Genomic DNA, 13,600 nt, shown 5'->3' on the forward strand with positions numbered 1-13,600 from the left:
TCGGCCGGCGGGGGCCTGCCGGCGGGGTGGCTTGCCTCGGCGACGAGGGAACTTAGGGTGCGGATGCGGGGCATTCCGGGAGTTTTTGATGGGAGGTTGGATGGATTATCAGAGCGCCGAGCCGTTCAGGCAATTGGATTGGAACGTTCCAGGAAGGGCAGCGGCAGGACGCCACATCGCGAGAGCACGTAGCCCCAGGGTTCCAAGGATCAAAACGCCGCAGGGGCCAGCGCGCTGTCAGACCCCACCGACACGCGAATCGGCCGCAACCGGCTCCACAACCCGTAAGCGCACGAAGTATGATGCTCGCGTCTTCATGGCGGCTTGCGGGCCGCAGTGCGTCAGGAGGCAAGCTTGGACCACCCACGGCCGCCCACATCCGAATCCCGCCACGCCCACGACCTTATCATCGCCCGCCCCGAGGGCCTTTACTGCCCGCCGGGTGACTTCTACATCGACCCGTGGCGCCCGGTAGATCGCGCCGTCATTACCCACGCCCATTCCGACCACGCCCGTTTCGGCCACGCGCACTACCTGTGCGCCGAACCCGGTCGCGGCGTGCTGCTGGCACGGCTGCCTGGCATTCAGCTCGACACCCTGCCGTACGGCCAGCGCATCACGCACCACGGCGTCACGCTGAGCCTGCATCCGGCCGGCCACGTGCTTGGCTCCGCGCAGGTGCGACTCGAATTCGGCGGCCAGGTATGGGTGGCCTCCGGCGACTACAAGCTGGAATCCGATGGCACCTGCGACCCGTTCGAGCCGGTGCCGTGCGACACCTTCATCACCGAAAGCACCTTCGGCCTGCCGATCTACCGCTGGCCGCCGCAGGCGGCACTAATGGCGGAGGTTTTCCACTGGTGGCAGGCCAACGCGCAGGCAGGACGCGCCAGCATCGTTTACGCCTACACCTTCGGCAAGGCACAGCGCATCCTGCACGGGCTGCTGCGCCACGCCGGCGATGACGGCCTGCCAGGGCCAGTCATCGCCCACGGCGCACTGACCACGCTCAACGCCGCCTATGCCGAAGCCGGCGTGGCGCTGCCGCCGATGATGCTCGCCACCGAACTGCCGCCACGCAGCCCGCTCTTGCGGCAGGCACTGGTGGTGGCGCCGCCGTCGGCGCAGCGCTCGCCTTGGCTGCGCCGCTTTGGCGATGCGTCCGATGCGTTCGCCAGCGGCTGGATGCAGTTGCGCGGCACGCGCCGGCGCCGCGGCGTGGACCGCGGCTTCGCGCTGTCCGATCATGCCGACTGGCCCGGGCTGCTGAAAGCGATCGAAGCGACGGGCGCCGGCCGCGTGATCGTGACGCACGGCAATGTGCCGGTGATGGTGCGCTACCTCAGCGAGCGCGGCTGGCAGGCGCAGGCGTTCGATACCGAATACGGCGACGACGACGAATCCGCACGCGCCGATGAGCAGGCTGAGCCAGCCGCCGCTAGTGAGGATACGGCGCCATGAAGGCCTTTGCCGATCTCTACGCCGCGCTCGACGGCACCACCTCCACCAAGGCGCGGCTGGCCGCGCTGGTGGACTACCTGCGCGCGGCGCCGCCGCAGGACGCCGCCTGGGCCGTGTATTTCCTCGCGGGCGGCAAGCCACGCCAGATCGTGCCGGTGTCCCTGCTGCGCGACATGGCACGCCAGGCCGCCGACCTGCCGGACTGGCTGTTCGAGGAAAGCTACCAGGCCGTGGGCGACCTGGCCGAGACCATCGCGCTGTTGTTGCCGGACCCCATGGATTCTGATCATGCCGGCCTGGCCGAATGGGTCGAGCAGCGCCTGCTGCCGCTGCGCGGCCTGCCGCCCGACGAACTGATGCCGCGCCTCGATGCGCTGTGGCGGCCGCTCGACGCGCACGGCCGGCTGGTGCTGTTCAAGCTGATCACCGGCGCCTTTCGCGTGGGCGTATCGCGGCTGCTGGTGACGCGAGCGCTGGGTGAAGTCGCCGGCATTGACCCCAAACGCGTGGCCGAGCGCATGGTCGGCTACACCGACCTGTCCGCGCGGCCCGACGCAACGCGATTCCAGGCACTGCTCGCACCCGAAAGCGAGGACGACCGCGAACTGCGCGCCAACGGCCAGCCCTTCCCGTTCTTCCTCGCGCATCCGCTGCAGGTTCCGCTGGAGCAGTTCGATGCCGTGCTGGGCGACCCGGACAACTGGCAGGTCGAATGGAAGTGGGACGGCATCCGCGCGCAGCTCGTCTGCCGCGGCAATCAGACCTGGCTGTGGTCGCGCGGCGAGGAACTGATTACCGAACGCTTTCCCGAGATCGTCGAGGCCGCCGCGGCACTGCCTGACGGCACCGTACTCGACGGCGAGATCGTGATCTGGCAACAGGGCCGCGTGCAGCCCTTCGCGCTGCTGCAGCAGCGCATCGGCCGCAAGACGCTGAACGCTAAGCTGCTGCGCGACGCGCCGGCGATTCTGATGGCCTACGACCTGCTCGAATGGCGGGGAGAAGACTGGCGCACGCGGCCGCAGGCCGAGCGCCGCGCACGGCTGGAACAGCTTGTCGCCAGCCACGTGCACCCGGCACTCGAACTGAGCCCGCTGGTGCAGGCCGGCGACTGGGCGCACTTCGCCAGGCTGCGCGAGGCGTCGCGCGAGATGGGCGTGGAAGGCTTCATGTTGAAGGCCGCAAGCGCGGCCTATGGCGCGGGCCGCACCAAGGACGTGGGTATCTGGTGGAAATGGAAGATCGACCCGTACTCGGTCGATGCGGTGCTGGTCTACGCGCAGCGCGGCCACGGCCGCCGCGCGAGCCTCTATACCGACTTCACGTTCGCGGTGTGGAACGCGCCGCCCGGGACGCCGGACCGCGCACTGGTGCCGTTCGCCAAGGCCTATTCCGGTCTGACCGATGAGGAAATGCGCGCGGTCGACGCCATCGTGCGGCGAACCACGGTGGAGAAGTTCGGCCCGGTGCGCAGCGTCGAGCCAACGCAGGTATTCGAGCTGGGCTTCGAAGGCATAGCCCGCAGCGGCCGGCACAAGAGCGGCATTGCGGTGCGCTTTCCGCGCATGTTGCGCTGGCGCACCGACAAGCCGATCGACGAGGCCGATACGCTAGCCACGCTGGAGGCGATGCTCCCCGTCAGTCCAGCGTAATCCCTTCCCGCTGGATCACCGCGCCCCAGGCCGCATCTTCCTTCTCGATGCGTTTGGCGAAGGTGGCCGAATCGATCATCACCACATCGCCCTGCTGCCCCAGCGCCGCCTTCGCCTTGCTGTCCTCCAGCAAGCCACGCGTGATCGCGTTGAGCCTCTGGACGATCTGCGGCGGCGTGCCGGCCGGTGCGAGCATGCCGATCCAGAAGGTCACGTTGAATGGCGTGATGCCGAGTTCTTCCAGCGTGGGCACGTCAGGCAGCTGCGTCATGCGCTTGGACGAGCTGACGGCCAGCGGCTTCAGTTTTCCGACCTTGATCTGCGGCAGCGCGGTCCACGGGTCGAACGCGGCTTCGAGTTCTCCGCTCATCACGGCCAGCTCGGCCTGCGCAGCCGACTTGTACGGGATATGCGTGGTCTGGATCTTCGTCCGGTTGTTCAGCATGGCGAAGCTCAGGTGCGCGATATTGCCGGGGCCCGCCGAACCATAACTGATCTTGCCCGGATTCTGCGCGGCAAACTTCACGAGATCCGGCACCGAGCCGACCGCATGCTTCTGCGACCACTCCGGGTTCGTGACGAGGATGAACGGCGCCTCGAGCACCAGCGTGACCGGCGCGAAGTCCTTCGGCTTGTAGTTGCTCTTCTTGTAGACCTGGTGGTTGATGGTGATGCTGCTCGAGTTCGTGAGCAGCAGCGTGTAGCCATCAGGCGCGGCACGGGCCGCCTCGCCCACGCCGATCAGCCCGTTGGCGCCGCCCTTGTTGTCGACGATCACCGGCTGGCCCAGCGATTTGCTGAGCTGCTCCGACACGACGCGCGCCACGGTATCGGTGAACGAGCCCGCCGGGAACGGCACGATCATACGGATCGGCTTGTTCGGCCAGCTGCCGCTCTCGGCGACGGCCGGGCCGGCGACGGTGCAAGCCAGGGCGATCAGTGCGGCACCGGCCATGTTGAATTTCTGCATGCTTGTCTCCTGTTGCTGCTCTGTGTTTTTTTGATGTCTCGCTGACCTTACGCGGCCTTGCCAGATGCCTTCGGCTTGGCAGCCTTGCCCGTGATGCCTAGCCGTTCGAGCTCCGCCAGCCGCTGCGCGCTCAGTCCGAGCACACGGGTCAGGACCTCGTCGGTGTGCTCGCCCAGGGTCGGCGACACATGGCGGACAGGCACGGGTTCGATACCGGTACGGCACCAGGCAGTGCTGGCCGTGTAGGGACCGCTGTGCGCACGATCTACGCGCTGCCAGAACCCGCGCGCGTGCAGATGCTTGTCCTGCAGCACCTGTGACATGGGACGGACCACGCCAGCCGCAATCCCGGCCTGTTGCAGCGACTGCATGGCCGTCTCGGGATCGCGGCCCGCACTCCATGCCGTGATGGCGGCATCGATCCTGTCCTGCTGCGTACGCCGCCCGGCCGCATGTGCAAGCTGCACGTCTGCTGCAAGGTCTTCCCTGCCGATTGCGCGGCACAGCGCAGGCCAGTGCGCGTCAGGGACAGTCAGGACCACCCACGCGTCGTCGCCAGCGCAGCGGAAGCAGCCGTGCGGCACATTCACCGGATGGCGATTGCCCTGCCGTGGCGCGACGGTTCCGCTGACCGATTGGTCAATGATGAACGGCGCCGCCATCGGCAACATCGCTTCGACCTGCGACAGGTTCAGGTGCCGCCCCTTGCCAGTCGCCTGCTGGGCGAACAGCGCCAACAGCATCGCTGCTCCGGCATTGAATCCGCCGACCGGATCGCCGTACGCGTACGATGTCATCGCGGGCGGACCATCCGGATGCCCCGTATGCAGCGGCAGGCCGCTTGCCTGCTCCAGCGTGCCGCCATACGCGCGGGTGTTGCTCCACGCGTTGCCGAGGCCGAATGCGGGCATCGACACCATGACCAGCCGCTCGTTCACGGCGCGCAGTGCCTCGTAGTCGAGACCAAGCTTCGGCAGGACCTCGGCCGAGTAGTTCTCTATCACCGCATCGGCGCGCGCCACAAGATCGAGCAGCAACTGCTTGCCTTCGGGCTGCGTCAGGTCCAGCGTGATGCCGAGCTTGTTGCGGTTCATCAGGTGGAAGTTGGTGTTCTTCTCGTATAACCGCTCCCGATAGAACTCCTCGGTGAAATTCGCGCCACGCCACCAGTCGGGATAGCCAGTGCTTTCGACCTTGATGATCTCCGCGCCGAAATCGGCCAGCGTCCGCGACGCCAGCGGCCCTGCCCATCCCATCGTCAGGTCGACGACGCGAATGCCCTGCAGCGGCAGTTGCGGCGAAGCGGTTTGCCGAAGTTGCCGGCGCGGGTGGTGATCAAGGCCCGCAGCGCGATAGAAGGCGTCGTGCGCGCCCTTTGCCGGAGCGGGTCCGCCAAGCAGTGGCCCGGCCGCATCGAGCCGCAGCGGCACGACCGGGCCTTCAAACGCCACGCCACCGATTTCCACCGGCACGAACGCATTGCGCTGCCGATGCACGTCCTGGCGCAGCAACTGCTCCATCGTCGGCACGATCACCGCCGGATGCTTCTTGTCGCAAAGGATGTCGAACCATTCCTGCGCGGTCCGCGTGCGCAAGGCGGGAATGAGCAGATCGTCGATCTCGTCCGCGCGGGCCATGCGCTCCTGGCCATTCGCATAGCGCGGATCATTGCCCAGCTCCGGACGACCAATCGCCTCGCACAGCGCCTTCCATTGCGGCAGCGTGTGCGTGAAGATGCCGATCCAGCCTTGGGCGGTCTCGAAGATGCCGGCCGGATGCGTGCCGCAGAAGCGGTTGACGCCAAGGCGCCGCAGCGGGTGTCGCTTGTCGGGCACCATGCCCGCTTCCATCTCGACCATGCCGAAGACGGCTTCGTGCGCGCTCAGCACGTAGCGGCGGCTGCCTTGCCCGCTGCCGATCAACGCCGCAACGGCGGACGAGAACACCTGCAGGCCGACGGCGATTGCGGTCTGCACATCGTGGGGCATGTGCGGCGGGCCCGCTACGGGACCGCTTCCGTGGATCGCACCCGCAAGACCCCGGCAGACGGACTCCGCACCTGCGTATTCACTGTACGGCCCGCTTTCGCCAAACCATGTGAGCGCCACTTCGATCGGCTCGTGCGGCGGCTGCGCAGCGCCCGACCAGACGGAACTGGCAAGCACGCCGGGACCCTCCGTCAATGCGCGCGCATCCAGCACGACATCGCAAGTCCGCGCAAGTTGAGCGATCCATGCAATGTCTTCGGCATTGTCGGCATTTGCCGTGACGCTGCGCTTGTTCGTGTTCAGCCATGCGAACAACGCGCTTTCCGGTTCGGCGCCGGGAACATCGACCATTGGCGGCATCTGCCGCCAGGCATCGCCCGCAGGACTTTCGACCTTGATGACTTCGGCGCCGAAATCGGCGCACAACTTGCCCGCGTACGCCAGCGCCGGACCGGTGCCGATCTCGAGTACGCGCAGCCCGCGCAGTGCAAGCTGCGCCGGGTCAGGACCATTCCTGATCATGCAAACCTCCTGGCTGTTGTGGATGGAATCGCTGCGGTCGCGTTCACCATGCATCGACGAAGCCGCGGCGCGCGCGGCGGCTACGCAGTTCGGCGGAGGCGATGCCCTGCGCGATCCATTTCCGGGTCTGGGCCGGGTCGATCACGGCATCGATCTCCACGGCCGCTGCTGTATTGATCGCATGCCCGCGCTCATAGGACTGCCCGACGAGCTGGTCGAACAGCGCCTTGCGCTCGGGGCCATCCGGCACTGCTTCGAGTTCCTTCTTGAAGCCCAGTCTCACGGCACCTTCCAGACCCATCGGTCCGAACTCGCCGGTGGGCCACGAGACAGTGAAGCTCGCGGAGCGGAAGCCACCGCCCGCCATCGCCATGGCGCCAAGCCCATAGCCCTTGCGCAGCGTCACGGCCAGCAGCGCGACGCGCAGCTTCGCGGCTGTGAGGAACATGCGCGATACGTGCCGCACCTGCGCTTGCGCTTCGCACTCCGGCCCGACCATGAATCCCGGCGTGTCGATCAGCGAGACGATCGGCAGCCCATGCGCATCGCACAGCTGCATGAAGCGCGATGCCTTGTCGGCCGCATCGGCGTCGATGGCGCCGCCGAGGTGGTAGGGGTTGTTGGCCATGATGCCAACCGCCTGCCCTTCCACGCGCGCCAGCGCGGTGTGGATGCCCGCGCCAAACCCGCCGCGCAGCATCAGCACGCTGCCGGCATCGGCAATGCCTTCTATGGCCTTGCGCGTGTCGTACACGCGCAGACGGTTTTCAGGAACGACATGGCGCAGCGCCAGCGGGTCCGGCGCACTCCAGTGCTCGACGCGTCCCTGGAACATGGACAGGTAGTGCTTCGCGACCTGCACGGCTTCCGCCTCGTTCTCTACCAGCACGTCGATCACGCCATTGGCGAACTGCACGGGCGCGGGACCGACCTCTTCGGGGCGGTAGATGCCGAGACCGCCCCCTTCGATCATCGCGGGCCCTGCCATGCCGATGTTGGCCGACTTGTCGGCGATGATCACGTCGCAGCAGCCGAGGAAAGCCGCATTGCCCGCAAAGCAGCGGCCCGACACGATGCCGACCACCGGCACCTCGCCGCTCAGTTCCGCGAACGCGGCAAAGGACGGCTGGTAGAGGCCTGACACAGACGGGAAATCGACATCTCCGGGCCGGCCGCCACCGCCTTCGGCGAACAGCACCAGCGGCAGTTCATCGCGCAACGCCACTTCGACGATACGGTCGGTCTTGATATGGTTGCGCTTGCCTTGCGTCCCGGCGAGCACCGTCGCGTCGTAGGCCATGACCGCGCTGCGCGCACGGTCCTTGCCGACCAGTGCGCCGTTGATGTTGCCGATGCCGGTGATCAGCCCGTCCGCGGGCGTGTTGACGATGAGATCGTCCTTCGTACGGCGAGACGACTGCGCCGCAAGGGCCAGCCCGCCATATTCCACGAAGGTATCGGCATCGCACAGGTCGGCCAGATTCTCGCGCGCAGTGCGCTGGCCACGCGAGCGGCGCCGCGCGACGGCGTCGGGACGCGCGGCGTCATCGAGAAACGCGTGCCGGTCCAGCACGCGCTGCAGATCCGCGCGGATGGCGTTCGGGTCGGCCTTCTGCGCCGCATCCACCGCCACGCCCTCCGCCTCAACCTGCTCCACCACGATCAGGATCTGGCCTTCCGCTGCCAGCGCACCCTTCTCCAGCCGCAGGTCGACCACGCGGCCACCGCATTCGGCGGTGATCGCGTGTTCCATCTTCATGGCATCGAGCACGGCAACGGTCTGTCCGGGCTTGACGATCTCGTCAAGACCAACGGCGATCTCCACGACGCGGCCGGTCAGCGGGGCACAGATTGCCACGAGGCCGTCCTCGACTTCTTCCTCGGCTTCATGCGATCTGGACGCGTGTGCAGCGGGCGAGCGAGAGGCATCGCCGAGCAGCGCCTCCTGCGCGCGGCCGGCTTCCGCGACCGCCTCTGCCGAAGCCGCCAGCGCCGGCAGGATCGCCTCGAAGTGGCGGGTATGGACATCCTGCGTGAGGAAGTCGTCGCGCTGCACCAGCGCGCGCAGCAGGTTGATGTTGGTCGGCACGCCGACGATGCGGAACTCCGCCAGGCTGCGCTGCAGGCGCCGCACGGCGGCCTCGAACTTTGGTGCGGCGCTGCTGACGATCAGCTTGGCGAGCAGCGTGTCGAAGTTGGGCGACGGCTCATAGCCGGTGTAGCCGTGGGAATCGACGCGGACGTCGGGACCGGACGGCGGATCGAAGCGTTCGAGCCGGCCATACGCGGGACGCGCAAGCCCCTGTGCATCGGTACTTTCCGCGTTGATGCGCACCTGGATCGCAAAGCCCTTGGGTTGCGGCGGCGACGCCGGGTCCAGCCCGAGATCGGCAAGCGTGCGCCCTGCCGCGAGGCCGATCTGCAGCGCGACAAGGTCGACACCGGTGACCTGCTCGGTGATGGTGTGTTCGACCTGCAGGCGCGGGTTGGCTTCGATAAAGACGAAGTCCTTCTGCTCGCCCGATTCCGTTTCCTCGACCAGGAATTCGAACGTGCCAAGGCTGCGGTAATTCACACAGCGCGCAAGCCTCAGGGCGGACTTGATGATCTCGTCGCGCAGCTGGGGCCGCAGCACGGGGCTCGGCGCGATCTCCACGAGTTTCTGGAAGCGGCGCTGCAAGGTGCAGTCACGCTCGCCCAGCGCGACGACATGGGTGCCGTCGCCGGCGATCTGCACTTCGATATGGCGCGCGCGGCTCACTAGCCGTTCGGCGTACAGCGCATCGACGCCGAACGCGGAAGCTGCCTCCGACCGGCAGCGCGCATACGCTTCGGCCAGGTCTTCGCGCCGCCTGACCACGCGCATGCCGCGGCCACCGCCGCCGCCAACGGCCTTGATCACCACGCCGGCATCGCCCTGCTTGTCGAAGAAGCTCGTGATGTCTTCGAGCGAAGCACCGCCGCGCGTGGCGGGCATGACGCGCACATCGCTTTCCATCGCCAGCTCAAGCGCCCTTCCCTTGTCGCCAAACAACGCAAGCTGTTCGACCGTCGGCCCGATGAACCGGATGCCGGCGTCGGCGCACGCCTGCGCAAAATCAGCGCGCTCGCTCAGGAAGCCATAGCCTGGGTGGATCGCATCGCAACCGGATGCCTTCGCGGCGGTGATGATTCCCGCAATGTCGATATAGGCGGCCGGCCCTGAGCCGTCGAGGGCAATCGCCTCGTCAGCCAGCATGCGATGCCGCGAGCTGGCGTCGTCCTGCGAATACACGGCCACCGTGGCGATATCCAGGTCGCGTGCCGCGCGCAGCACGCGCAAGGCAATCTCGCCCCGATTGGCGATCAACAGCTTGTTCAATTTTGTCTCCTCGTTCAGATTGCGGCTTCTGCGGCCAGTGACTGGTATTGCGTGCTTGTTGCGTGCGGCCCGCTCAGGGACGGATGCCGAAGCGGCTGATGCCCGCTTCGCGCAGCGGCGCCGCCAGGTTGGCAAATTCGCACAGCAGCGTGCGGGTCTCGCGCGGGTCGATGATGTCTTCGATGACGAAGGCTTCGGCGCTGCGGAATGGCGAGGTCAGGCTGCGCACGCGCTGTTCGATCTCGGCGCGCTTCTGCACCGGATCATCCGCGCCTTCGATCTCGGCCTTGTAGGCGACTTCGAGCCCGCCTTCAATCGGCATCGCGCCCCAGTTCGCCGAAGGCCATGCATAGCGGCAATTGAAGCGGCCCATATGCTGATGCGCGGCCGCGGACATGCCATACGCGCGGCGCAGGATGACCGAGCACCACGGCACGGTCGCCTGGTAGACCGCTGCGAGCGCGCGCACGCCGTGGCGCATGGTCGCGGCCTGCTCGGCCTCCTGGCCGATCAGGAAGCCAGCCGTGTCGACAAGATTGACCACGGGCAGGTGGAAGGTCTGCGCCAGGTCGACGAAGCGCGTGAATTTCTCGGCGGTCGCGCTGTCCCAGCCGCCACCATGGAAGTACGGGTCGCTGGCGATCACGGCCACAGGCCAGCCATCGAGCCGGGCCAGCCCGGTGACGATGGCGCAACCCCATTGCCGGCCGATCTCGAAGAACGAACCGTCGTCCACGAGCGCCTGCACGATCGGGCGGATCTTGTAGACCGCGCGGCTGTCACGCGGAATCGCAGAGAGCAGCCATTCGTCGCGGCGGGCGGGATCATCGGACGGCTCGGTGCGCGGCGGGAGTTCGTGGACCGACGCCGGCAAGTAGGACAGGAAGCGGCGGGCATGCTCGAACGCGTCCCGCTCCGTGGCGACTTCGTCGTCGACCACGCCATTGCGCGTGTGGATGTGGCTGCCACCCAGTTCGTTCTTGCTCAGTTGCTGGCCGATGTGCGCGACCACGGGCGGGCCTTCGGTGAACAGTTGCGAGGTTTCCTTGACCATCACCGAGTAATGGCTGGCTGCCACGCGTGCAGCGCCCATGCCCGCGACGGACCCGAGCGCCAGCGACACCACGGGCACCACCGACATGTTCTCGACCACGTGCTGCCAGACCTTCATGGTGGGAATCAGCGTGTGGCCCTTGATCTCGATATTGCGCACCGAACCACCACCGCCGGTGCCGTCGACAAGCCGCACCATCGGCAGGCGCAGATCGTGCGCCATCTTCTCGGCGTGGACGAGCTTGTCGCCAACCGCGCCATCGTTGGCGCCGCCACGCACCGTGAAATCGTCGCCCACCAGCACCACGGGCCGCCCGCCCATCTTCGCGCGGCCCATCACGAGGTTCGACGGCACCAGGTCCACCAGCCGGCCATTGCTGTCATAGCGGCCGCTGCCGCTCAGGCCACCGACCTCGCGGAACGATCCCGGGTCGGCAATGCCGGCGACGCGATCGCGCACGGTCAGCTTGCCGGCCTCGCGGTGGCGCGCCACTTTCTCTTCGCCGCCCATGCGCTCGGCCAGGCGGCGGCGGTAGGCGAGTTCGTCAATTTCGGGCTGCCAGGTCACGGTGTGTCTCCGGAGTTCTCGTTCGTGCATCGGATCCAGTACCGCACAAGCCATGCCAACCCGGCGACACCCCGCGAGCCGTTGATTTCATTGAGGATTCTTTTTTGCGCAGCTATGATGTCCGCGATAACGACAGGATGTGTCCACACAGAGGACACACACGGAGACAGACGGTGTCCTCATCGACAACACAAGGGCCGACCCCGCCCGCCCTCGGCGCGGTAATCCGGTCACGCGAAGGGAAGCGGCTATCGGCGATAGGGGTCTGTGCTGACCCCAGCACTGCGGAAGCGGCGGAAGCTGCTTGTGCCGGAGCGGCGGATCGCACGGCGGGTAGGCGGCTGTTTCCCGTGGAGGCTGGCGGTCACCGCTACGTCGGCCTGTGTCTCGAGGACGCAGCGCAGCAGATCATCCTGCTGCACCGCGCCGATACGCACACCGTACTGTTCGACTTCCTGGGCACGGTGCCCTTTGCCAGCGCCATCCTCAACCATTTCCTGACCGACCCGTACCAGGCCATCACCGTGGCTGACCGGCAAGGCCGCATGCGGTTCATGAGCCCCGTCCACGAAAAATTCCTGGGCCTCGATACCGGCGAAGGCATCGGTCGCCCGGCCGCCGACGTCATCCCGAATTCGCGGCTGGCGCAGGTAGTGGCCAGCGGCAAGGCCGAGATCGGGCAGCTTCAGCCGATGAATGGCGTGACGCGCGTGGTCAACCGCATTCCGATCCGCCAGGACGGCGAGGTAGTGGGCGCCATCGGCCAGATCATGTTCAAGGGCCCGGAAGACATGGTCCGGATGCACGATGAACTGTCCGAACTGCGCTCGCAGGTCGCGCGCTACCAGCGCGAACTGGACGGCCTGCGCGAGGGCCAGCCGCCGCTCGGGTTGATCGGCGACAGCGCGCCGATGCAGCGCCTGCGCCGCGAAATCCAGACTGTTGCGCGGCTCGACGTGCCGGTGCTGATCCTCGGGGAAAGCGGCACCGGCAAGGAACTGGTTGCCAACGCCATCCACCACGCGGGGCGCGAGCCCGTCAGCGAGCGGCCGCTGCTCAGCCTGAACCTGGCCGCGCTGCCCGCCACGCTGATCGAGTCCGAACTGTTCGGCCATGCGCCCGGCGCGTTCACGGGCAGCCAGCGGCATGGGCGGGCCGGCAAGCTTGAGCTCGCAGCTGGCGGCACCGTGTTCCTCGACGAGGTCGCCGACATCCCGATGGAGATGCAGGTCAAGTTGTTGCGCGTGTTGGAGGACCACATGGTCGAACGACTCGGCAGCCGCCGGGCGCAGCACGTGGACTTCCGGCTGATCTCCGCGACCAATCGCGACATTCCGGCGCTGATCGATGCGGGTCGCTTCAGGCTGGACCTGTACTACCGCCTCAGCGGCGTGGTGCTGCGCATTCCGGCGCTGCGACAGCGGCGCGAGGATATTCCCGCGCTGCTGCAGCACTTCGTCAATGCGTTCTGTGCGCGCAACGGCGTGCCGGTGCCGAAGGTCGACCATGACGTCGCGCGGCACCTTGCGGGCCAGCCGTGGCCGGGCAATGTGCGCCAGTTGCGCCAGCGTATCGAGGAAGCGCTGGTGTTCTGCGATGGCCGCATGCTCAGGGCTACCGACTTTGCGCGTGGCGAATCGGCGCGTGGGCTCGTGGGCCTGGAAAGCGAGCCGGTCGTGCATCCACTGGCGCGGGCGTATTCGCATGAAGAGGTTGAAACGGACAGCAGGGCATCGAATGCGGCATTGCCGGTTAGTGAGCCTGCGGCGGGGATGAGCGAGCTTGCCTATGCGGCAGTGGTCGACGCGATTGCGCGTCATGGCGGCAACAAGAAGCGCGCCGCCGAACAACTGCGGATTTCGCGTTCGCATCTGTACAAGATATTGGAGCGCGGGCCCGGCGGGTGAGTCGGAACGGCGTGCGCAAGTAGCAGCGTCAGAGTTTCATCCCGCAAAATTTTTCTGCGCCGCAGGATGACGGCCCTTGCCTGATCGCCTATAACCGCTCCTACAGGTTTCAAATGAC

General features: G+C 67.0%; 7 protein-coding genes. 3 read left to right on the forward strand and 4 right to left on the reverse strand.

Translation table 11 applies throughout. The annotated features are described in order from the left end of the window. Positions 1-354 precede the first annotated feature (354 nt). Both ACIGJG_RS30045 and ACIGJG_RS30050 read left to right on the forward strand, forming a co-directional pair. Positions 355-1,461, forward strand: a complete 1,107-nt coding sequence (locus tag ACIGJG_RS30045) for a ligase-associated DNA damage response exonuclease (protein ID WP_483673640.1) — start codon at positions 355-357, stop codon at positions 1,459-1,461. Next, positions 1,458-3,113 (forward strand): ATP-dependent DNA ligase, encoded by a 1,656-nt coding sequence (locus ACIGJG_RS30050; RefSeq protein WP_483673642.1) that lies wholly within the window; start codon positions 1,458-1,460, stop codon positions 3,111-3,113. The genes ACIGJG_RS30045 and ACIGJG_RS30050 overlap by 4 nt, the downstream gene beginning before the upstream one ends. On the opposite strand, the gene ACIGJG_RS30055 is transcribed toward ACIGJG_RS30050, so the two are convergent. From ACIGJG_RS30055 to ACIGJG_RS30070, 4 genes are all read right to left on the reverse strand, one after another. Next, complete coding sequence (locus ACIGJG_RS30055; protein WP_011300018.1) at positions 3,100-4,083, reverse strand: Bug family tripartite tricarboxylate transporter substrate binding protein; 984 nt, start codon at positions 4,081-4,083, stop codon at positions 3,100-3,102. The genes ACIGJG_RS30050 and ACIGJG_RS30055 overlap by 14 nt on opposite strands. 47 nt (positions 4,084-4,130) lie before the next feature. Then, positions 4,131-6,593 (reverse strand): CaiB/BaiF CoA transferase family protein, encoded by a 2,463-nt coding sequence (locus ACIGJG_RS30060; protein WP_483673644.1) that lies wholly within the window; start codon positions 6,591-6,593, stop codon positions 4,131-4,133. A 43-nt stretch (positions 6,594-6,636) separates the two neighbouring features. Continuing rightward, entirely contained in the window at positions 6,637-9,954 is a 3,318-nt protein-coding gene (locus tag ACIGJG_RS30065; protein WP_483673645.1) for an acetyl-CoA carboxylase family protein, read from the reverse strand. A 73-nt stretch (positions 9,955-10,027) separates the two neighbouring features. After that, positions 10,028-11,575 (reverse strand): acyl-CoA carboxylase subunit beta, encoded by a 1,548-nt coding sequence (locus ACIGJG_RS30070; protein WP_041680143.1) that lies wholly within the window; start codon positions 11,573-11,575, stop codon positions 10,028-10,030. Between the two features lie 173 nt (positions 11,576-11,748). Between ACIGJG_RS30070 and ACIGJG_RS30075 the strand changes: the two genes are divergently transcribed. Further along, the gene (locus ACIGJG_RS30075; RefSeq protein ID WP_011300014.1) at positions 11,749-13,482 is read left to right on the forward strand and encodes a sigma-54 interaction domain-containing protein; all 1,734 of its coding nucleotides are present in this window, start codon (positions 11,749-11,751) and stop codon (positions 13,480-13,482) included. Positions 13,483-13,600: the final 118 nt, after the last annotated feature.

The sequence above is a fragment of the Cupriavidus sp. C1SS-2L genome (assembly GCF_057073735.1).

Bases quoted from the DNA above. Each gene is read 5' to 3' on its own strand.
- ACIGJG_RS30050 (WP_483673642.1), top strand. From the start codon at position 1,458: ATGAAGGCCTTTGCCGATCTCTACGCCGCGCTCGACGGCACCACCTCC.
- ACIGJG_RS30055 (WP_011300018.1), bottom strand. From the start codon at position 4,083: ATGCAGAAATTCAACATGGCCGGTGCCGCACTGATCGCCCTGGCTTGC.
- ACIGJG_RS30060 (WP_483673644.1), bottom strand. From the start codon at position 6,593: ATGATCAGGAATGGTCCTGACCCGGCGCAGCTTGCACTGCGCGGGCTG.